Source organism: Ilumatobacter coccineus YM16-304 (assembly GCF_000348785.1).
GTDB lineage: Bacteria > Actinomycetota > Acidimicrobiia > Acidimicrobiales > Ilumatobacteraceae > Ilumatobacter_A > Ilumatobacter_A coccineus.
The window spans coordinates 2,539,645-2,559,746 of sequence record NC_020520.1; the positions used below are offsets into that span (position 1 = coordinate 2,539,645).

The 20,102-nt window shown below is 67.3% G+C and carries 19 protein-coding genes and 3 tRNA genes; 13 read left to right on the top strand and 9 right to left on the bottom strand.

The features are described from left to right. Positions 1–64 precede the first annotated feature (64 nt). The 5 genes from dnaG (at position 65) to YM304_RS11430 (ending at position 4,596) form a co-directional block, all read left to right on the top strand. Entirely contained in the window at positions 65–1,825 is a 1,761-nt protein-coding gene (dnaG, locus tag YM304_RS11410) for a DNA primase (RefSeq protein WP_051071408.1), read from the top strand. Further along, a complete protein-coding gene (rpoD, locus tag YM304_RS11415; RefSeq protein WP_015441840.1) occupies positions 1,812–3,113 on the top strand; it encodes an RNA polymerase sigma factor RpoD in 1,302 nt (433 codons plus the stop codon). The genes dnaG and rpoD overlap by 14 nt, the downstream gene beginning before the upstream one ends. Before the next feature lie 120 nt (positions 3,114–3,233). Beyond that, a tRNA-Asn gene (locus YM304_RS11420) sits at positions 3,234–3,309 on the top strand. A gap of 85 nt (positions 3,310–3,394) precedes the next feature. Further along, positions 3,395–3,468: transfer RNA gene (locus YM304_RS11425), tRNA-Ile, on the top strand. 96 nt (positions 3,469–3,564) lie between these two features. Continuing rightward, complete coding sequence (locus tag YM304_RS11430; protein WP_015441841.1) at positions 3,565–4,596, top strand: YeiH family protein; 1,032 nt, start codon at positions 3,565–3,567, stop codon at positions 4,594–4,596. 79 nt (positions 4,597–4,675) lie between these two features. Here YM304_RS11430 and YM304_RS11435 read toward each other — a convergent pair whose 3' ends face one another. Beyond that, positions 4,676–4,939, bottom strand: coding sequence for a hypothetical protein (locus tag YM304_RS11435; protein WP_015441842.1), 264 nt, complete (start codon positions 4,937–4,939; stop codon positions 4,676–4,678). A gap of 48 nt (positions 4,940–4,987) precedes the next feature. Next, positions 4,988–5,557, bottom strand: coding sequence for a hypothetical protein (locus YM304_RS11440; protein ID WP_041298220.1), 570 nt, complete (start codon positions 5,555–5,557; stop codon positions 4,988–4,990). A 26-nt stretch (positions 5,558–5,583) separates the two neighbouring features. Here YM304_RS11440 and YM304_RS11445 point away from each other — a divergent pair, with 26 nt between their 5' ends. Next, positions 5,584–6,402: an inositol monophosphatase family protein gene (locus tag YM304_RS11445; RefSeq protein WP_015441844.1), complete on the top strand. Its 819-nt coding sequence runs from the start codon at positions 5,584–5,586 to the stop codon at positions 6,400–6,402. Positions 6,403–6,453: 51 nt separating this feature from the next. Here YM304_RS11445 and YM304_RS11450 read toward each other — a convergent pair whose 3' ends face one another. The 3 genes from YM304_RS11450 to YM304_RS11460 all read right to left on the bottom strand — a co-directional run bounded on the left by YM304_RS11450 (position 6,454) and on the right by YM304_RS11460 (position 9,410). Then, a complete protein-coding gene (locus tag YM304_RS11450) occupies positions 6,454–6,858 on the bottom strand; it encodes a VOC family protein (RefSeq protein WP_041298222.1) in 405 nt (134 codons plus the stop codon). Between the two features lie 66 nt (positions 6,859–6,924). Beyond that, positions 6,925–8,238, bottom strand: coding sequence for a hypothetical protein (locus YM304_RS23960; RefSeq protein WP_051071409.1), 1,314 nt, complete (start codon positions 8,236–8,238; stop codon positions 6,925–6,927). Positions 8,239–8,414: 176 nt separating this feature from the next. Further along, entirely contained in the window at positions 8,415–9,410 is a 996-nt protein-coding gene (locus YM304_RS11460) for a class I SAM-dependent methyltransferase (protein ID WP_015441847.1), read from the bottom strand. Positions 9,411–9,554: 144 nt separating this feature from the next. Between YM304_RS11460 and YM304_RS11465 the strand changes: the two genes are divergently transcribed. From YM304_RS11465 to YM304_RS11475, 3 genes are all read left to right on the top strand, one after another. Next, a tRNA-Val gene (locus YM304_RS11465) sits at positions 9,555–9,628 on the top strand. A gap of 65 nt (positions 9,629–9,693) precedes the next feature. Further along, a complete protein-coding gene (locus tag YM304_RS23965; protein ID WP_015441848.1) occupies positions 9,694–10,251 on the top strand; it encodes a DUF2510 domain-containing protein in 558 nt (185 codons plus the stop codon). Positions 10,252–10,290: 39 nt separating this feature from the next. Then, on the top strand, positions 10,291–13,530 hold the full coding sequence (locus YM304_RS11475) for a hypothetical protein (RefSeq protein WP_015441849.1): 3,240 nt from the start codon (positions 10,291–10,293) through the stop codon (positions 13,528–13,530). A gap of 268 nt (positions 13,531–13,798) precedes the next feature. On the opposite strand, the gene YM304_RS11480 is transcribed toward YM304_RS11475, so the two are convergent. Further along, positions 13,799–14,299 carry a pyridoxamine 5'-phosphate oxidase family protein gene (locus YM304_RS11480; protein WP_197536877.1) on the bottom strand — a complete coding sequence of 167 codons (501 nt, stop codon included), beginning with the start codon at positions 14,297–14,299 and terminating at the stop codon, positions 13,799–13,801. A 96-nt stretch (positions 14,300–14,395) separates the two neighbouring features. Here YM304_RS11480 and YM304_RS11485 point away from each other — a divergent pair, with 96 nt between their 5' ends. Continuing rightward, the gene (locus YM304_RS11485; RefSeq protein ID WP_015441851.1) at positions 14,396–14,797 is read left to right on the top strand and encodes a GFA family protein; all 402 of its coding nucleotides are present in this window, start codon (positions 14,396–14,398) and stop codon (positions 14,795–14,797) included. A gap of 97 nt (positions 14,798–14,894) precedes the next feature. Continuing rightward, positions 14,895–15,167, top strand: a complete 273-nt coding sequence (locus YM304_RS11490) for a tetratricopeptide repeat protein (protein WP_015441852.1) — start codon at positions 14,895–14,897, stop codon at positions 15,165–15,167. Between the two features lie 38 nt (positions 15,168–15,205). On the opposite strand, the gene YM304_RS11495 is transcribed toward YM304_RS11490, so the two are convergent. Genes YM304_RS11495 through udp form a run of 3 tightly spaced genes read right to left on the bottom strand, consistent with a single transcriptional unit; the run spans position 15,206 to position 18,006 of the window. Further along, a complete protein-coding gene (locus YM304_RS11495) occupies positions 15,206–15,694 on the bottom strand; it encodes a type III secretion system chaperone (RefSeq protein WP_015441853.1) in 489 nt (162 codons plus the stop codon). Further along, on the bottom strand, positions 15,691–17,196 hold the full coding sequence (locus tag YM304_RS22485) for a hypothetical protein (RefSeq protein WP_015441854.1): 1,506 nt from the start codon (positions 17,194–17,196) through the stop codon (positions 15,691–15,693). The genes YM304_RS11495 and YM304_RS22485 overlap by 4 nt, the downstream gene beginning before the upstream one ends. A 48-nt stretch (positions 17,197–17,244) precedes the next feature. Then, positions 17,245–18,006: a uridine phosphorylase gene (gene udp, locus YM304_RS11505; protein WP_015441855.1), complete on the bottom strand. Its 762-nt coding sequence runs from the start codon at positions 18,004–18,006 to the stop codon at positions 17,245–17,247. Between the two features lie 368 nt (positions 18,007–18,374). Here udp and deoC point away from each other — a divergent pair, with 368 nt between their 5' ends. Together deoC and YM304_RS11515 are read left to right on the top strand one after the other, a co-directional pair. Continuing rightward, positions 18,375–19,067, top strand: coding sequence for a deoxyribose-phosphate aldolase (gene deoC, locus YM304_RS11510; protein ID WP_015441857.1), 693 nt, complete (start codon positions 18,375–18,377; stop codon positions 19,065–19,067). Between the two features lie 60 nt (positions 19,068–19,127). After that, positions 19,128–20,078 (top strand): hypothetical protein, encoded by a 951-nt coding sequence (locus tag YM304_RS11515; protein WP_015441858.1) that lies wholly within the window; start codon positions 19,128–19,130, stop codon positions 20,076–20,078. Positions 20,079–20,102 lie beyond the last annotated feature (24 nt).

Here is a 20,102-nt window from a genome sequence, read left to right on the forward strand (position 1 = left end):
ATCCGCCGCGAACGCTGCGGTCACGTGGCCCGAGTCGGTCGTCGCTGCCGTAGTGTTGCAGGCGATGGGGATCGCCGACGACGACATCGAACGGTTGCGCACGTCGGTGTCGATCGTCGACACCGTGCAGCAGTACGTCGCCCTCAAGCGGGTCGGCCGCAACTGGGTCGGACTGTGCCCGTTCCACGCCGAGAAATCGGGCTCGTTCAACGTCCGCGAAGAGATGGGGCGCTACAAGTGCTTCGGCTGTCAGGCCGGCGGCGACGTGTTCACGTTCATCCAGGAGATCGAGCATCTCGACTTCCCGGGGGCCGTCGAGCATCTGGCGTCGAAGGCGGGCATCGAACTCAACTACACGAGCACCGGGCAGTCGAAGGAGCGCGCTCGACGCAAGCGGCTCACCGAAGCGATGGGCGACGCGGTCGAGTGGTATCACGAGCGACTGCTGACGAGCCCCGATGCGCGAGCGGCCCGTGACTACCTGCGCCAGCGCGGCCTGGCAGGCGACATCGCTCGCCAGTTCAAGCTGGGCTGGGCCCCCGACGACTGGGATCTGCTGGCACGTGAGCTCGGGCAGCCCGCCGACGTCCTGCAAGACGTCGGTCTCGCGTTCCGCAACCGCCGCAACCGCATGCAGGACTCGTTCCGGGCGCGGGTGATGTTCCCCATCTTCTCCGACTCGGGTGAAGCGTTGGCGTTCGGAGGTCGCATCCTGCCCGGCTCCGACGACCCGGCGAAGTACAAGAACTCGTCGGAGACGACGATCTACTCGAAGTCGAAGACGCTGTACGGCCTCAACTGGGCGAAGGCCGACGTGGCCAAGGTCGACCAGGTCGTGGTGTGCGAGGGCTACACCGACGTCATCGGTTTCCACCTCGCCGGCGTGCCGCGTGCGGTCGCCACCTGTGGCACCGCGCTCACCGAGGAACACGTCCGCATCCTCAAGCGGTACGCGAGCAGGGTGGTGCTGTCGTTCGACGCCGACGCCGCCGGCCAAGGCGCAGCCGAACGCTTCTACGAATGGGAAGAGAAGCACAAGGTGGAGGTGTCGGTCGCCCGTCTCCCGCAGGGCAAAGACCCCGGCGACCTCGCCCTGTCGAACCCCGAGGCGCTGGCGAAGGCGATCGACGACCCGGTCCCGTTCCTCGGTTTCCGGTTGCAGCGCACGCTCGCCTCTCGTCCGGCCGATTCGCCCGAGCACCGGGCACGTCTCGCCGAGGAGGCGATGGTGGTCGTCAACGAGCACCCGAACTCGAACGTGCGCAAGCTGTACGCGGGGGAGGTCGCCACCAAGGTGGGGCTCCCCGTCAACGACATGGTCCGCCTCGCCGAGCGCGGCACGCGCCGACCGTCGATCGAGGTCAAGGCCAAGAGCACCACCGGTCCGCCCGAGAACGCGGAGTTCGCCGCACTGGTGCTGCTGGTGCAGGACTGGGACTCGATCGCAGAGTGGCTCGTCGAGGCGCTGTTCTACGACGATGCGAACCGGATGGCGTTCCTCGCGCTGGCCGAGACCGGTGGCCTGCAGGCCGCCCTCGAGGTGGCACCGCCTGACGCGCGCCAGGTGCTGGAGCGGGCGGCGGTGGCCGATCTCGACCTCGACGCCACCGTCGAAGCCCGCCAGTTGATCGAGGCCGCCGTGCGTCGCGAGCTGCGTCAGCGTCAGCGATTGATCGACCCGGTCGAACTCGAACAGAACCGTGTGGCGCGCCTCGAGGTCGAGAACCTGACCAGCGCTGACGCTGAGCGGTCCCTCGCCGCCGCTGAGTCATTGCTAGGTTGGCTGCACCGCCGCACAGAAGAACGGACCGATGGAACCTCCTGACGCACCACATGACGCAACCAACGATGCGTCGTCAGGCGCGCCATTCCTCGGCGTCGACGACGGTGAGTGGGGCAAGCTCCTCAAGAAGGGGCAGGCCTCGGGCGAAGTGCACGCCGATCAGGTGAGCCACGTGCTGCGTCACGTCGAGCTGACCGAGAACGTGCTCACCGATGTGCAGACGGCGCTCGCCGATCAGGGCATCTCGATCGACGACGCGGTCGAGCACGACCACGACGACGACACGCCGGGGCTTCATCGCTCGGTCATCGACGAGCCGGCCGATCCCGACGACGCCGACGAGCGACTGCTCAGTCGACGCCGCAAACGCCGCACGAAGAAGCAGGCTCCTCGCGGCGAAGGCGGAACCGCCGACGCAGTTCGCATGTATCTGCGTGAGATCGGCCAGGTCGATCTGCTCACCATCGACGACGAGCGCCGCTTGGCGCAGCTCATCGAAGAAGGCCAGGTCGCAGCCGGCAAGATCGACGAGGCGAACGAGGCCGGCAAGCCGGTCGAGGGCGTCGAGGGACGCATGCTCGTGCGGGCGGTCAACCGCGGCGAGCGCGCCAAGAGCGAGTTGACGCAAGCCAACCTGCGGCTCGTGGTGTCGATCGCCAAGCGGTACTCGGGGCGCGGTATGCAACTCCTCGATCTCGTGCAGGAGGGCAACCTCGGTCTGATGCGGGCGGTCGAGAAGTTCGATTACACCAAGGGGTTCAAGTTCTCGACGTACGCAACCTGGTGGATCCGTCAGGCGATCACCCGCTCGATCGCCGATCAGGCCCGCACCATTCGCATCCCGGTGCACATGGTCGAGCACATGAACCGGGTCACACGGGCGAAGCGCACCATGCACCAGGAGCTCGAGCGTGAGCCGTCGATCGAAGAGCTCGCCGAGCGCGTGCAACTCGAACCCGATCGGGTCCGCGAGTTGCTGCGCATCTCACAGGATCCGTTGTCGCTCGACTCGCCGGTCGGGGAGGAAGACGAATCGAACCTGGGTGATTTCATCCAAGACGAGTCTGCCGACAGCCCCGCCGACGCCGCCGCCAAGGTCATGCTGTCGGATGCGGTCGGCGAGGTGCTCAACGAACTGTCGGAGCGGGAGCAGGAGATCGTCCGGCTCCGGTTCGGGCTCGACGGCGGGCAGGCCAAGACCCTCGAAGAGGTCGGCAAGGCGTTCGGCGTGACACGAGAGCGCATCCGCCAGATCGAGGCGAAGACCTTGGCGAAGCTGCGTCATCCGCAGCGCAGTCAACGCCTCCGCGAGTTTCTCGAAGTCGAGTAGCCACGGTTCGAGCGGGGGGCTCGATCAGCAGGTGTGTCGGCCGCGTCGGCCAATCTCTGACGACATCCGTTCGCCGGTTGCGGGTGGAGATCGAGCCGATATCATCGCACTTCGACACATTCCGGGATAGCTCAGTTGGCAGAGCACGGCACTGTTAATGCTGTTGTCGCAGGTTCGAGCCCTGCTCCCGGAGCCACGAAGGCCCATCGCTCCGGCGGTGGGCCTTCGTCGTTTTCGGTGGGGATCGTGTTGACTGGTGCCACGCTCCGACGAGGAGCGGAGGGGTGTTAGCTCAGTTGGTCAGAGCAGCGGACTCATAATCCGTCGGTCCCGGGTTCGAGCCCCGGACGCCCCACTCGCTCGCATGTGCGTCCGGTTCGGTTGGTTCTTCGAGAGTTTGTCCGGGGGAACGTCGAATTGTCCGGTCATACCTCGGTAGCGTCGTGGCGCCATGTTGGAGAGTGAGATCGAAGAACGCCCAGGCGCCTCTCCGGTCATCGACCGAGCCTGCCGCTTGGCGCCAGGGATCCTGCTGGTCGTCGCGATCGCGGCGGTGGCGACGCTGGTCGCCGGTGTGTCGTCGTCGCTGTCGCCGCTGGTCGTCGGCATCGTGCTCGGCGCGCTCGTCGCCAATGTGGTGACCGTTCCCGATCGATTCACACCCGGTGTCGCCTTCTGCGCGCGTTCGTTGCTCCGCGTCGGCATCGTGATCCTCGGTCTTCGCCTGTCGCTCGGCGATCTTGCTGGGCTCGGGGCCAACGGGTTGTTGGTGGTGGCCGGTGTCGTCACGGTCACCTTCTTCGGCACCCAGTGGCTCGGACGGCGACTCGGCATCTCTCGTGACCTCAGCCTGCTCGTCGCCACCGGCTACTCGATCTGCGGGGCGTCGGCGATTGCCGCGATGGACGGAGTGATCGACGCCGACGAAGAGGAGACCGCGTACGCGATCACACTCGTGACGCTCTGCGGCACGCTGTCGATCGTCGTGTTGCCGCTCATTGCCGAAGTGATCGGGTTCAGCGGCGCCGACTACGGCACCTGGGTCGGTGGTGCGGTCCACGATGTCGGCCAGGTCGTGGCGACTGCGAACCACGGCGGCAGTGAAGCGCTCGCTGCCGCGACCGTGGTGAAGCTCACGCGAGTGGTGCTACTGGCCCCGCTGGTTGCTCTGGTGTCGTTGCGTCGTCGATCGACGTCCGACGCAGAAGTCACCGAGGGAGCGCGCCCGCCGCTGCTGCCCCTCTTCGTCGTCGGCTTTCTCGCGGCCATTCTGCTGCGATCGAGCGATGTGCTGAGCGACGACGTGCTCGCCACCGCAAAGGACGTGGAGAAGATCGTGCTCACGGTCGCACTGGTCGGCCTCGGGCTCGGCGTGCGCATCGCCAAGATGCGTCGCTTGGGAGGGCGCCCGCTGGTGCTGGGCCTGCTGTCGTGGATTCTGGTGGCAGGGACGGCCTGTCTCGGCACCATGCTCGTCGCCTGAGGACGTCGCGGACACCGTCGGGCCGCAGCACATGGGCCGCGAGGCCCACCCGCCGGGGCTGCTCAGGCGTCGGGGCTGCTCAGGCGTCGGGTTGTTCGATGGCGTCGAGGAAGGCGTTGACGTCGCCCTCTTCGCCGCCGACGAGCCAGATGGTGAGATCGCCATCGGCGATCTCGGCTCCGTCGTCGTCTTCGGCGTCCTGCCACGGCAGCACTCCGTCGACGAAGTAGCGATCGACGGTGATGTCTTCGTTGGAGTCCTCGACCGGTGCGATGACGGCGAGTTCGACCTCGGCGTCTGGCGGCTGGTCGGTGAGGATGTCGATCAGTTCATGCACGCGCACGGCGGGCTCCTTGGGTGGTGAGGTGTGGGATCACAGCGTATTGCGTGATCACAGGTCATCGAGCCAGGCGGGAGCCCGGTCGAGGAGGTAGAGGCTGACGTGCTTGCAGCGTTCGAGTGCGGCGCCGATGGCGTCGTCGTTGGTGAGGTAGACGTCGGCGAGGTCGACGGGCATCTTGGCCACGATCGAGAGGCTGCGCTCGGGAGCGTCGGTGACCGAGGGGAACGAGTCGATGGCCGACACCTCGACGGGCAGGTCCATGCCGCCGATGCCGGCGAGGTCGGTGGCGAGCACCAACAGGTCGGGCGGCTCGGGCAGCGGCGGGAGCGTCCAGGTGAACAGCAGGGTGAACGTGAACCCGTGCGGCGGTGGGTCGTCCATCTCCTCGAGGCGGATGACCTCGTCTTCGAACCCGAGCATCGCCCGCGGGTCGACGTCGAGCGAGAGGTGGAGGTCGATCGGGCCGGCGCAGGCCTCCTCGGGGTGGAGGTCGACTTCCCAGAGTTGGCGAAGCGAATAGGTCTCGACGAAATGACGCTCGTCGTGGACGTGAAAGCCGTGGTCGATGGCCTGACTCTTAATGTCGGCCACGAATCCCGCTACATCGATGACTGCCATGCGATCCGGACACTACCGTCCTCTGCGTGAACCCGACCAACGTCGCCGATGCCGATCGACCCGACGGAGTGGTCGACCCTCGAGACAGCGAGCGGGTTCTGGCGCTCTTCGGCTCGATCGCGACGGAGTGCGCGGCCATTTTGACGTCCAACGACGACTGGTCGATGTCGGGCGAGCGGGCCACCCAGTACTCGATCGACGTCGACATCGACGCCGCGTGCATCGGCGCATTGCACGCCGCCGGGTTCGCCGTGTTGTCGGAGGAGAGCGGTGTCACCGGCCCCGACGGGTCGCCGCTCGGCGAGGCGCCGGATGCGGTGGTGGTGGTCGACCCGCTCGACGGATCGACCAACGCCGCGCTGGGCTTGCCGTGGTGCGCCAACGCGATGTGCCTGGTCGTCGACGGTGTGCCGACCGTGGCCCACGTGCTCAATCTGCGGACGGGTGTCGCGTACGCTGCGGTGCATGGGCGGGGAGCGATGCGCAACGGCGCACCGATCACCGTCGCCGATCCGGTCGGGCTCGCCGATGCGATCGTGGCGGTCAACGCTCGACCACCGTCGACGTTCCGACCCCGTCAGTTCCGCGGCATGGGCGCGACTGCGCTCGACGTGGCATCGGTCGCCGGTGCAGGCGTGGGCGGCGGCTTCGACGCGTACATCGACTTCGACGACGACAGAATCGGCGTGTGGGACTACCTCGCGTCGGTGCTGATCGTCGAGGAGGCCGGGGGAGTGGTGGCCGATGCGCTCGGCCGTGATCTCGTCACACTCGACCACGCCGCCCGTCGCCGCCCGGTCGCTGCGTCGAACGCAGCGCTGCTGGCCGAGTTGCTCGAGGCCTGAGCAGGTATCGGTCGACGGGGGAGTACCGCCTCGGCGGGTCGTAGCGGCTGACTACTCGCCGGACGCGTCGAGCGGGGCGAAGAGGTCGACGCCGTTGCCGTCGGGATCGTGCACCGTGGCGTAGCGCTGGCCCCAGAACGCGTCCCACGGGTCGAGGTGGCTGTGTGCGCCCGCCGCCACGAGCCGCGCGTGGGTCTCGTCGACCTCGGCGGGGGAGTCACACAGGAACGCGAAGGCGGTGCGCGGTGAGCCGCTCGGAGCGACCCACGACTCGTCGAACTTCTGGATGGTCGACACCGGATCCCACGCCATGCGCAGGCCGTTGGGCAGTGTGATCTCGACGTGCGGTTCGTCGTCGGCGCTCGCCGGAATGTCGAGGCCGAGCAGCCGGTAGAAGGCCAGCGAGGCCGGGAGGTCGCGGGCGACGATGCCCAACATGTCGAATCGAAGTGTCATGCCCGACACCGTACGCGGACGGTGCGACAGGGTTGGTCAGGGCCGGGATGGTGAGGGCAGGCTCGGTCAGGACGGGGCGACCGCCACTTCGATCACGCCGAGCGGTTCGAAGTCGTAGATCGTGTCGTTGATGCGCAGGCCGTCGACGGCTCCCTGGAAGGCAGCGACGTCGGTGCCCTTGCCGACGGCCACGGTGCTGATCGTCGGGGGAGTCGGCGCGGTGCCCAGGTAAGTCTGCAGGGTGCTCCACGTGCACGGAGCTGCCTGACGGCAGTCGTCGGCGGCGGGCGCACCGGTGATGAACCACGTGCCGGCGGCGTCATCGGTGGCGTCGACGTATCCCGTCCAGCCGTTGTCGGGGCTCTCCGCGGCCGGGACGAACACCATCGAGGCGTAGTCGTCGACGATGTCGTGGGAGCCGGCACCGTTCGGATCGATCTCGAAGCGGATGCTCGGCACGTTGGTGCCGGCCAGCGCGTTGCTCTCGCCGGTCGAGAACCACTGGAAGCCGATCTCGGTGAGCGCCGTTGCGTCGTCACCGACGAAGTCGACTTCGTTGCCGAAGTCGACCTTGTCGCCGTCGGGAACCAGAAGCTGGAGGCTGCCCTCGCCGTGGGGCGGTTGGTGGATGTCGCCGTTGGCCTGGCTGACCGGTCCGCCGCGGAGTTGTGCGGTCGCGGCTCCGGTCGTGTTGCGCAGCATCACGCCCCACTGCGGGTTGGTGTAGGTCGCTGGCGTGGCCGGCCCGGCCGGCCCTTCGGGGCCCTGTGGTCCGGGAGGTCCGGGTGGGGCAGCGGCGCTTGCCGGTCCGGCGGGCCCCTCCGGTCCGACGGGTCCGGCTGGGCCTTCGGGGCCTTGTGGTCCGGGAGGCCCCGGCTCGCCGGCCTCGCCGGGGGCGAAGTAGCCGAGGAGGTCGATGACGACGTCGACGCTGCCCGACCGGTTGTAGATCGAGAACTCGCCGGTCGACGACAGCGTGACGGTCGTGGTGTTGGAGGTGACCGCCGGGGCCGCTTGGAAGTTGAGTTGCGCGATCGTGGGGAGGTCGCCGCCCGCCGGATACATCGTGAAGAACGAAGGTTCGGTGGCGTTGCTCGCCGTGACGTGCACCGACACGGCGTTGGCATCGGCGGCGATGCCGACGCAGTGGCCGTTGTTGCCGATGGCGGCGAAGGTGGCGACCTCACCGGGGCCGATCGGCTCGAGTCGATCGCCGACGACGGTCGCGTCACGCGTGTCGACGAGTCGACACGGTTCGATCGATGTGAGGGTGTTGTTCGGGGAAGCGTCGTCGGCTCGGACCAGTCCGAGGCCGCCTGCAGTCGCTGCGATCACGGTTGCGACCACGAGGCCCGCCCGGGTCCTCGTTCGTTGGTTCATGTTCTCTCTCCGTCGATCGGGGTCGATCTTCGGAGTATGCATGACGCCGTACGAACGTGTCGGGGACCCCCGCTGATATGGCGCACATTTTGTCAAGAACCGATCAAGGCGGCGCCGAACACGGTCCGTGATGAACGCTGTTCACCGCTGTCAGGTCATGTGCCGCAACGCTGTGATCACTCCGTGCTCGAACGAACACCGACCGTGAGTGTTGTCATCTCGTCGACGAGCGGGCCGGTCGACACAGGGGTGAAGCCATGTCGTTGGAGCATCGCGTTGACCTCGTCGGACGACCGTGATGTGTGGCCGGGAACGAATACCGCATGCTGGAGTGACCACGCCGCGGCCCAGGTTCCGCCACCCACCATGAAGTCGTGGACGGCGATCCAGCGGACGCCGCGATCGGCGAGTGCGCCGAGCAGTCGATCGTGTTCGCTGCCGGGAATCGACGAGAAGAGATAGCTGAGCACGGCGCCGTCGTAGCGAACGCTGTCGGTGCTCGTCGGCCACGTCGAGGGGTCGAGTGCGTTGCCGTCGTGGAAGGTGACCGTCGAGTCGGCCGGCGGTGCGCTGTCGATCACCGTGGCGAAGTCGACCACGTCGACGTCGATTCCGTGACGCTTCGCGATGGCGCGAGCGATCGCTCCCCATCCGCCGCCGAGATCGAGCACGCGCCCTGTCGGGTCGGGAAGTGCGGCGGCGAGTGCCTTGGCCGGGCCGAGCGATCCGGCGTACTGCGACGACTGGTAGGCGTGGGCCTCGTCGGCGTCGGCGAACCATCCTTCGTAGCCGCGACGCGATTCGGGGTCGGCCAACACCTGTGCCAGCACGTTCTGCTCGGCGGAGCCCGACATGAGGCGTGGTGTCATCTGCTGCATGATCTGGCCGCCGAGGTAGTCGGCGTAAGAGTTGTCGCCGCTGAGGAGCTTGGCCATGTCGTCGGTGAGCGACCACGTGTCGCCGTCGCTTTCGTGTTCGACGAGTCCCGAAGCCGCGAGCGTGTGGAACCAGGTGTCGACGAGGTCGGCGTCGGGGTACGTGTCGGAGAGGTCGCTGCTCGCCGCTGGGAGTCGATCGAACACGCGCTGTTCGGCGGCGGTGAGGAGCGCCCACGACGAGATGTAGCCGTAGGCGGTGGCGTTGATCGTGCGTGCGGCGTCGGCGAGGCTCATGATCCGAGTATGGGCGAACGGGGCGTTGTGCACCGTTATCTGTCGGTGAGCCGCGGCGTGCCGGCGTCCCGAGTGGCGGCGTGTGGCCGCTCGTGTCGCCAGTAGAGTGACGCCGCCCGTCGAGGGCAGGCCCCGGGCCAACCCGGGCGCATAGCTCAGTTGGCTAGAGCGCTTCCCTTACAAGGAAGATGTCGGGGGTTCGAGTCCCTCTGCGCCCACCGCCGAACGACCGTCGGGAATGTCGGTCACGGCTGAGTGACGCACGGCGAGTACGGTCAACATCATGACCGTACCTGCTGGGTGGAAGGACGACCCGGAGCATTCCGATCAGTACCGTTATTGGGACGGCGAGAGTTGGACGGAGCACCGGGCGCCGAAGCGGAAGGTCGCAACGCCAGACCAGCCACCGCCGCCGCCACCTCCCGTCGAGGTCGCCGCCACGCCGGGGGCGCTGTGGATCCTCCTCGCTGGCGCAGGAGTAGGGGTCGTCGGCGCGTTCCTGCCCTGGGTGTCGGCCGGACCCTTCACGGTCAACGGCATCGATGGCGACGGGCAGATCACGGTCATTCTCGCGGTGCTGCTCGGCGTCATCGGATTCGTCGTCAACAAGAGTGCGGACAAGCGTCTGTCGACCGGTGGCCGAGTCGGCGGAATCGTCCTGTCGCTGGGGATCGCGTTGATCGGCGCCTACGACATCAGCGAGGTCTCGTCCGAGGTGAACGACCTGTTCCTGCCCGTCTCGGTCGGCTTCGGGCTGTACCTGACCGTGCTGGCGGGGGTGCTCGGATTGGTGGGCACGATCGGCCTGAAACAGCGCGCGTCGGACGCCGGCGACCAGTAGGCGCCGCAACCGCCGTCCAACGCCTCGCCACCCGCACTGTTGAGTTCGCTCATCAGGCTGAACGACGCGCTCGATCTCGGTGCCCGGGGAGTCCGTTGGACCGGACGGCGTGTGTGTAATGTGTCCGAGCCGTGCCGAGTCGTGCACGCTCATACAGAGGAGATGGTGTTGCGTATTCGTCTTGGTTTGTCGGTCGCGCTCGCGTGCGCGTCGGCCATGGTGTTCGTGCCCTCAGGGGCCGGTGCAGAGGGCAGCTCGAGCGCTGAATCGGCGTCCGTCAGCGACGCGTACGAAGGCGTCGAGTTCGACGTCTCGTCGATCACAGCCGACAGCCCGGACGCGTCGGTGACGTTCTCGGTTCCCGAGTCGGTCAGCGCGACCGTCACCCTGGCGGCCGAGGGCGCGATCGACGTCGACGACACGTCGACCCCGATCGCGCTGAGCAACGGGATCGGAACGACCGTCGTCGACATGTCGGCACCGCTCGGCTCGGCATCGGTGACCGCCACGGTGGTTGCCGTCGACGCCAACGGCGCAACCAGCCGGTTCGCCGACACGATCTGGCTCGACACGTACGACGGCGAGACGATCGTCAGCACGGTCGGCGCTCAAGACGTCGAACTCCAGATCATCGAGCGACAGGCCGCCGCCGGCGAGCTCAGCGCCGCCGAGGCGAGCGACGCTGCCACCGCGGCGCTGTCGCGAACCGACGCCGACGTCGTGGTCAGCAAGTCGGCGAACCTCACGTGCGGAGGCATCTGCGTCGAAGGAACCCTGCTCTGGACCGACTCGGCCGGGGGCACACATCCCATCCGTCAGGCCACGGTCCAGATCCGGGAGCGCAACGTCGCCGAGTCGACCGACTCGCTGATCACCGAGGTGACGAGCGACGACGCGGGCACGTTCTCTGCGGAGGTGTCGAACCCCGATCCCGACGAGTTCGACGGGCCGAACCGCGACGTCTTCGTTCGCGTGCTGGCCGACGGCCCGACGTTCAGCATCGTCCGTCAATCCGGCCCCGGACCGGTCTACGAGGGACAGTTCATCGACAGTCCGCTGTCGGAAGAGGTGTCGAACGGCTCGATCGTCACGACCGACATGACGACGAACCAGACCGACCCCAACAACACGGCGTTCTCGCTGCAGAACGCGCTCGTCATCGCCGGCGAGTACGTCCTGACGATGCAGGACGACCCGTTCGACAGCATCGAGGTCGTGTTCCCGAACCCGGAGTCGGGTTCGTACTTCGACACCGAGCGACTCTTCGTCGACGCCCTCGACCGCTGGGACTGGGACGTCATGCTCCACGAGTACGGCCACTACGTCGCGTCGGAACTCGGAACCGAGGACAACCCCGGCGGCACCCACGATTCGCGTGACCACCTGGCCGACACGGAGGGCCGCAACAAGGACGAAGGCATCCGCGTCGCGTGGGGTGAGGGGTGGCCGACGTACTTCGCCGTGTCGCTCCTGCAGGAGATGAACACCGCCGAACTCGGCATCCCCAACGTGGGCGACGATCACTACCAAGACACCGAAGACCAGGAGGTCGACGACGACCTCGAAGCGGGCGGCAAGCTCGGCGAGGACAACGAGTTCACGGTGATGTCGATCCTGTGGGATCTGTTCGACACCCAGGAGGACGACGTCGACAACATCACACTTGGCGCCAAGACGATCTGGACCACGCTCGACGACGGCGACCCAAAGACGCTGTCGGCCGCCTACGGCTTGTTCACCACGGCCGGTTCGGAGTTTGCCAATGACGTCAACTGTGTGTTCAGTCAGCACAACGTCGCACCACGGATCGCAGGTGGCGTGATCGCACCGATGACGTCGTCGGCATCCTCGCCGACGATCTCGTGGACCCCGGGCAACGGTGGCATCAATGGCACCAACGACTCCTTCGTCGTCGAGTACCGCACCACGACCGGCGAGCTGCTGTTCGCGTCGGACGAGACCGAGGCGCTGCGTTACCGGGCGCCGAACGCCGAGTGGGATGCGATCCTCGCTGACCATGACACGGCTGTCGTGACCGTGATCGGTACCGAGACGCAGGCACCCGAAACAGGCCCGTACCGCAGCTGTGCACGCACGTTCACGGTCGACGAATCAGCACCGGGTCCGGTCGCCACGTCGCTCGCACCGAAGCGTTTCGTCGACACCCGCGAGAGCGGCGACACGCTCGACGGTGAGTTCGAAGCAGACGGCAAGCGCACCGCCGGCTCGCAGTACGAGGTCGAGTTCGGTGGTCGTGGCGACGTGCCCGCCGACGCTCAGGCGGTCGTGGCCAACGTGACGGCGATCCAGCCCGAAGGGGTCGGCTACGTCACCGCGCACGCGTGCCTCGATCCCGCACCGCTGGCGTCGTCGCTCAACTACACCGCTGGTGTCAACCTCGGCAACGAGGTCATCATCGGCCTCGACGACGACGGACACGGCTGTCTGTTCACCTCGGCCGCAGCGCACCTCACGGTCGACGTCGTCGGCTTCGTCGCCGCCGACAGCACCTACGTCCCGGTCGATCCTGCCCGAATTCTCGAGAGCCGGATCGGTGACGCCTTCGTCACCGTCGACGGACTGTCGGAGGGCATCGGTCGCACCTCGGCCGGTTCGAACACCACGCTGCAGGTTGCAGGCCGCGCCGACGTTCCCGAGCACGTCGCCGCGGTGATCGTCAACGTCACGGCGGTGCGAACCGCCGACACTGGTTACGTCACCGTTCACCCGTGCCTCGACGAGATCCCGAACTCGGCATCGCTCAACTACGTGGCGGGCGTCAACCGCGGCAACGACCTGATCGCACCGGTCGACGCCGACGGCAACATCTGCCTCTTCACCTCGTCGGGGGTCGATCTGACCGTCGACGTCGTCGGTGCGGTGCTCGCCGGCTCCACCTATCAGCCGGTCGATCCGGGTCGCTTCCTCGACACCCGTGAGAGCGGCGAGACGGTCGACGGTGACCAGGCCGGTGACGGCAAACTCGCTGCCGGCGATCAGGTCACCCTGAGCATCGCAGGGCGCGGTGATGTGCCCAGCGGCGTGTCGTCGGTGGTCGTCAACGTCACGGCGGTCCAGCCGGAAGGGGTCGGCTTCGTCACGGTTCATCCGTGTGAAGACGAGCGACCGCTCGCTGCGAGCCTGAACTATGCAGCGGGGGTGAACGGCGGCAACGAGATCGTTGCGTTGCTCGACGCCGATGGCGATCTGTGCCTCTACGCGAGCACGGCGACGCATCTGACGGTCGATGTCTCGGGCTACCTCGACGGATCGACCTGAGTCTGGAGCGTCCCGCCGTGTGCGACGTGCCGGTCGCTCGTCTCCGCGGCGGGACCTTTTCCTCTTGATCTGTTGCGTGATCGGGTGCATCCTGGAATCAGAAGGACGAACACCACGGATCTGGCGCCTCGGCCACCACAGCTGAGCACGACCCGGCTTTCGGGGGCCGACACATCTCGTCGGCATCACGAGCGAGCTTGGTCGAGGCGCCACCTTCCGCAGCGACACCACCTTCCGCAGCGACACCACGTCCTGGAGCGTCAACTCGTCACGGCACGACGCTGCGTCTCACCGTGAACCGGCGGCCGGTCGTCGACGACGGCGTGATCCGCACGAAGAACGGCTTGCGGCCGGGCTGCCACGACTCGAGCTCGATGCCGAGCGATTCGAACTGCTCCGACTGGTCGATCGTCAGCGACGCCTCGCCTTTCACCACCACGCTCCACGCCGTCCGCTCGTACCAGTCAAAAGAGTCCGCCTCGAACGCCACCGACGGTGCATGCTCGATGCTGGTCAGCTTGGTGCCGGTCCCGGTACGCAGCAACACCGTGCCGTCGTGGACGACAAAGTTGACGGGGAAGATGTCGACGCCGCCGCCGACGAGTTCGACCGCCAACCTCCCCACGTCCACGCCGCCGAGCAGTTCGAGACACTCCGACTCCGAGAGTTCCGTCGGGGGAGGTGTGCGATCCGGTCGACCTGGGGGCTTGCTGGGCGTCTCCACGTCACCCATGCCACCACGACGCAGCGACCGCCGAACAGAGGACATGGTCCCTCGTTCACACCTTCGCGGGTGGTGTCGGCGCGGGCCGAGCGGCCGCCGGCCGACGCTCGTCGCCGATCTCGCACGAACTATTCTGCGGCGATGACACAGACCGGCCGATGTCTCTGCGGCGAGATCTCCTACGAATTCAGCGGCGACCTGATCGCCACGGCGGTCTGTCACTGCGACCACTGCCAACGCCAGAGCGGCGCTGCGTTCTCGGTCAACCTCATCATGCACGTCGACCAGGTCACCGTGACGGGCCCGATCAAGACCTTCGAAGACCGCGGCGAGAAGGGCGACGCCGTCTACGTGCACCGTCGCTTCTGCGGGAGGTGCGGATCACCCATCCTCTCCGAACTCGTCGAGCCGCCCGGACTCGTCGCGCTCAAGGCCGGCACGCTCGACGATCGCACGGTCGTGCAACCGCAAGTGCAGGCGTGGTGCGTCGACAAACAACCGTGGGTCGACCTCGGCGAACTCCACGCCATGGAACGCGAATAGGGCGCCGCCCAACGCACGCATCGCGGAGGTTCTAAAGATCTCGGCAGGTTTCGTTCGGTCGACTCAAGCGGCCGCGACCCCGGTCCGATCACCTCACATGAACGTCGTCGACACGGAAATCGCGGAACTGCGGTCGGAAGTTGAACGCAATCCCAACGACTCGTTTCTGCGCTGCAACCTGGCACAACTCCTCGCCTCGGTCGGAGATCACCAGGCCGCGATGCTGCATCTCGGAGCGGCCATGCAGCACGCTCGCGGACCCGTTGCGGCCGGCTGTGTCGTCGCCGCGATTCGCATCGTCACCGACGACTACGCGCGACTGTGGCAGCTCCCGGCACCCTCGCCGGACGTCGCACTGCTCTCGGCCTGAGCCGTCGCCGCGACGAGTGCGGCAACGTCGCCGTCCCGTCAACCCGCCGAATCGAGCATCGCGAGCGGTGCGCCCTGCGAGGCCATGTGCGCCAACTCGCCGCGCAGGTGGAGCGCCGCCGACACGAACCGGCTGAACACTCCCGAGAACCCGTCGGTGGTGATCGCCTCGGGCATCCAGTGGTAGGTCGCGACGACGACGTCCTCACGGTCGGCCAGTGCAAAGCTCGCCCCCTCGGTCTGCGCAGCGAAGAACTGCCGGCGGAGCAACGCCGTGGCGACCTCGCCGAACTCGCCGCCATCGGTCACCGATGCCAGGGGAGTGGTGAACGACACGATGTCGCCCGACAGGCGAACCGTCAGCACCACCTCGTCGAGGCCATTGACCAGACCAGCGGGAAGCGGCACTCCCAGTGTGCACTCGCCATCGGTGAGCCGATGTGGGTCATCGGGATCGTTGCTCGCCTCGGCGAGCGCTGCGTCGAGCGCGTCACGCGCCACCGACGAAGCGGTCGAATCGTTGGTCATTGCTGCGCCTCCAGATCGGCGATGATCAATCCCGCAACCGTCGCCGCATAGTTGTCGTCGAACCCGTGCCCGCCTTCGACGTCGGTCATCTCGGTCTTCGAGCCCTTGGCGAACCGGAAGTACTTGCCGACGCCGATCGTCACCGGATCGGAACCGGCGACCACCAACTTGAGGTTCACCGAGTTCGACGGGAACTGGACCGCGTTGCCCGCATAGATCAACTGCACATACCGGTCGAGTTCGATCGTGGCGAGTTCGTCGGCGCGCTCGCGGGCGAGCAACCGCCGATACATCGGCTCGAGCATGCTCGCCGACAGGCCCGGCCCGTCCTGGAGCCGGGCCGCCATCTCGGCCAGCTCGGCCGCACGCTGATGCAAGGCCGGGTCAGCCGACGCCGCCTCGACGAAACCGGCGCTGATCTGCGCGTGCGCATTGCGTACGGCGTTGTCGGTCTTGATGGTGCCGCGGCTGTGAGCCGAGACCGTGGTGCGATGCTGCCCGGCAACCGCGTCGAGCATGATCTGCGTCTGCCGATCGGTGGCGTCGTCGTCTTGGTACAGCTTCCCCCACACGCATTCGGCGAGGTCGGTCACGAAGCCGCGGTGGGCGCTGTAGGTGTAGAGCACGGCGGGCACATCGGCCGTCAGGAGTGCCTCACCGCCGGCGTTCTCGAGCTCCTGCTGGAGCCTGAGCGCGCTCCCGAGTCCCTCGTTCGGCTTCACCATCATTCCGTTGATGTGCGTCACCGTCGGAAGCCAACCCGGCGGCATCGGGATCGCCTGCTCGTACGGTTCGACCACGGGACGTTCACCATCGCCCGGCGTCACCGAACCGGTTCGGTAGTACACGACCTCGCCGTCCTCCACCCGCCGGTCGATCGCTTCGATCACGCCGCCGGCCGTCACGAGATACTGCGTCGCGTTGAGGTCGTCGAAGTCCGACCGGTGGATCTTTCGCGCCGTGCCGACGGCGAAGTCACCGACAGCTCGCGCTCCGTCGATCGCTGCGTTGCCGAGTGCCTTGACGCCATCGACCGCCTTCGACCCCATGGCACGGGCAGTCGACGCGATGCCGTCACCGATCGACCCGAGCGTGTCGACGAGGTCTCGCTGCACGATCGGACGACCGGTCTGGCGCTGCACCCGTCGAGCGGGTGCGGTCGGATGGGAGCCGACGTGATGCGAACGCTGGACACGGCGAACGTTCGGGCCGGTGTCCGCTGAGACGCGATGTGATCGCTCCGCCCGGCGCACGATCCCCGATTGTCGGGAAGGCGACGAAGCAATGGGACGTGTGGGTGCGGTCGATCGCTGCGCCCGACTCGCCGGGAACGACGCTCCTGCGGGGCCCGGTGTGCGCTGAGCGAGCGCGCACATCGATGCGGTCGGAGCGAAACCACCGACGGCCGACGACGGCGCGGCGTCGACCGGCGCCACGACCGCGCTCTCGTACTCGACAGCGGGCTGAAGGTCGAGTTGCTCGTGATCGGACGTGTCGGACATGGCGCGGCTCGCGCGTCACCGTAGGCCAGATCGGGTGACGCTGCCCGCTCAGCCGTCGAGCAGGATGCGTGCCGCCTCGACCACGACGCCGATCGACGTCGACTCGACCGCGGCGGATGCCGCTTCGTCGGGAGTCTCGGTGTCGTTCCGGTTGACCAGCACACCAGCGACGCATCCGGCGCGCAGACCCTGCGCCGCGCACATCGTGAAGAGCGTCGCCGACTCCATCTCGTAGTTCAGCACGCCGAGTGAGCGCCACTCTTCGAAGCTGCCCTGGAAGCGCTTGACCACTCGACCGCTGTACGTGTCGTAACGCTCCTGGCCGGGGTAGAAGGTGTCGGAAGACGCGGTGATCCCGGTGTGCGGATCGAGCCCCGCCGACCGGCACGCTTCGACCAGTGCCGTCGTACACGCGAAGTCCGCGACGGCTGGAAACTCCATCGGCGCGAAGTGTGAACTCGCGCCGTCGAGTCGCACCGCCCCGGTGGTGACGATCACCTCGCCGGGTCGGATACCGGGCTGGATCGCCCCGGTGGTGCCGACTCGGAGAAACGTGCGGACGCCGAGCTGCGCCAGTTCTTCGACGGCGATCGAGGTCGAGGGGCCACCGATGCCGGTCGAGCAGACGACCACAGATCGCTCGCCGATCCACCCCAACCACGACGTGAACTCACGCGTCGACGCCAACGGTTCCGGCCGATCCAGCAGCTGCGCGATCCGTTCGACGCGTGCCGGGTCGCCAGGAATGATCGCCAGTTCGGCCCCCTGCAGCCGCTCGCGATCGAGGTCGAGATGAAACACCGTGCTCATGTCCGAAACGTACCGCGACCGCAACCCCCACCGCACCCACAACCTGCCCGAAGACGATTTCTGCCCAGGCTCGATGTCGTCGCGTGGGGGTGATTTTTGCCCAGGCCAAATGTGGTCGTGTGGGGGTGATTTTTGCCCAGGCCAAGAGTGGTCGTGTGGGGGTGAGTTTTGCCCAGGCCAAATGTGGTCGCGTGGGGGTGATTTTTGCCCAGGCCAAATGTGGTCGCGTGAGGGTGATTTTTGCCCAGGCTCGATGTCGTCTTGTGGGGGTGATTATTGGCCTGGCTCGTTGTGGTCGCGGGTGGGTGGAGAATGGGGCACACTGAGGGGATGGAGGCATTGAACGGCGTGGACGAGGTGGCGAGCTGATGGCTGACGGAGACGCAACGCATCTCGACGCGGCGACCTTCGCCGCGTTCGTCGACCACACCCTGCTCAAACCCGAAGCCACACGCGCCCAGATCGTCGACCTCTGCGCCGAAGCGGTCGAGCTGCGGACCGCCGCCGTGTGTACGAACGGACTGTGGGTTCCGACGGTCGCCGCCGAACTCGCCGGGAGCGACGTCGCCGTGTGCAGCGTGGTCGGCTTCCCGCTCGGAGCGATGTCGAACACGTCGGTCGCCGCCGAGACCCGCGACGCCGTCGACTCGGGCGCCGTCGAGATCGACATGGTCATCGCCGTCGGCCACCTCCGCGCCCACGACGATCGCGCGGCCGCCGAGGCCGTCGCCGCGGTCCGTGCCGCAGCCCCCGACGCCACCCTCAAGGTGATCCTCGAGACAGCGATCCTCAGCGACGACGAGATCGTGCGCGCCTGTCGCCTCTCGGTCGGTGCCGGCGCCGACTTCGTCAAGACCTCCACCGGATTCAACACGGCAGGCGGCGCAACCGAAGCCGCCGTACGCCTGATGCGCGACACCGTCGGCCCCGACATCGGCGTCAAGGCGTCGGGCGGCATCCGCAGCCTCGCCGACGTCGAAGCGATGCTGGCCGCAGGAGCCAGCCGTCTCGGCATGAGCGCAACCGCACAGGTGATCGCCGAGCTCGAAGACCGTCACTGAGCGCGTCGGTCGACCGTCACGCGTGTTCAAGGTCCGGGCCAGGCCCGCCGATCACCACATGTGAAGCAGAACGCATGGCTCTGGTACCTGGCGTTCGTCGTCGCAATCGGTCAGTACTACTTCGTGTCGAGCGTGTCGTCGACGCCCGACGCCGACCTCTACACAGCGATCGGCGTGTCGGCGCTCGTCGCCGTCGTCGCGGGCATGATCATCCATCGCGACAGCAGTCGCGTCGGTTGGGCGCTGATCGCCGTCTCCATCGCGCTCTACCTCACCGGTGACGCGGTGCTCGCCGGCCTGCAGGACGACAACGCCATCGTGCCGTTCCCGTCGAACGCCGACTGGATCTATCTCGCGATGTACCCCGTGCTCATCGCCGCCGTCGTGATCATTCGTCGCTCGATCGTGGCCGAGTGGACGATCGCCGACGTGCTCGACGGGATCGCCGTCGGGGCAGCCGCCTTCGCCGTCATCGGCGCGATCTACATGAACGAACTGTTCGGCTTCGACCTGTTCGGTGTGAAAGCGCAGATCGTCGGAAGCGCCTACCCGCTCCTCGACGTCGCACTGATCGCTGTCGCCGCCTGGTTCGCACTCGGCGTGTCGAGGGTGGCCCCCGGTCTCGCCATGATCTCCATCGGCCCCGTCCTGGTGGGCGTGGGCAACGCGGTGTTCAACGTGCAGAACGCCGACTTCACCTTCGAAGCCGGTGGAGTCGCCGACCTCTGCTGGCTTGGCTTCACGTCGCTCCTCGGCGCCGCCGCGCTCCACCCGTCGGCGCGACGCCGCACCGACGCCCCAACCGTCGAGCACGGTTCGCGCACGGCGCTGCACGTCGCCGCGTTGGGAGCGATACCGGTCGGACATCTGGTGTGGGGAAGCCGTGACGACATCCGCTACACCGTCGCCGCCGCTGCGGTTGCGATCGGCATCGTCGGCTGGCGTTCGCTGAGTCGACGCTCGCCCGCCGCCGCACCGTCGACCGCTGCGGTTCCTGCCAACGGCGTCTGACCCTGACCGGCGGAGCTGCGGCCG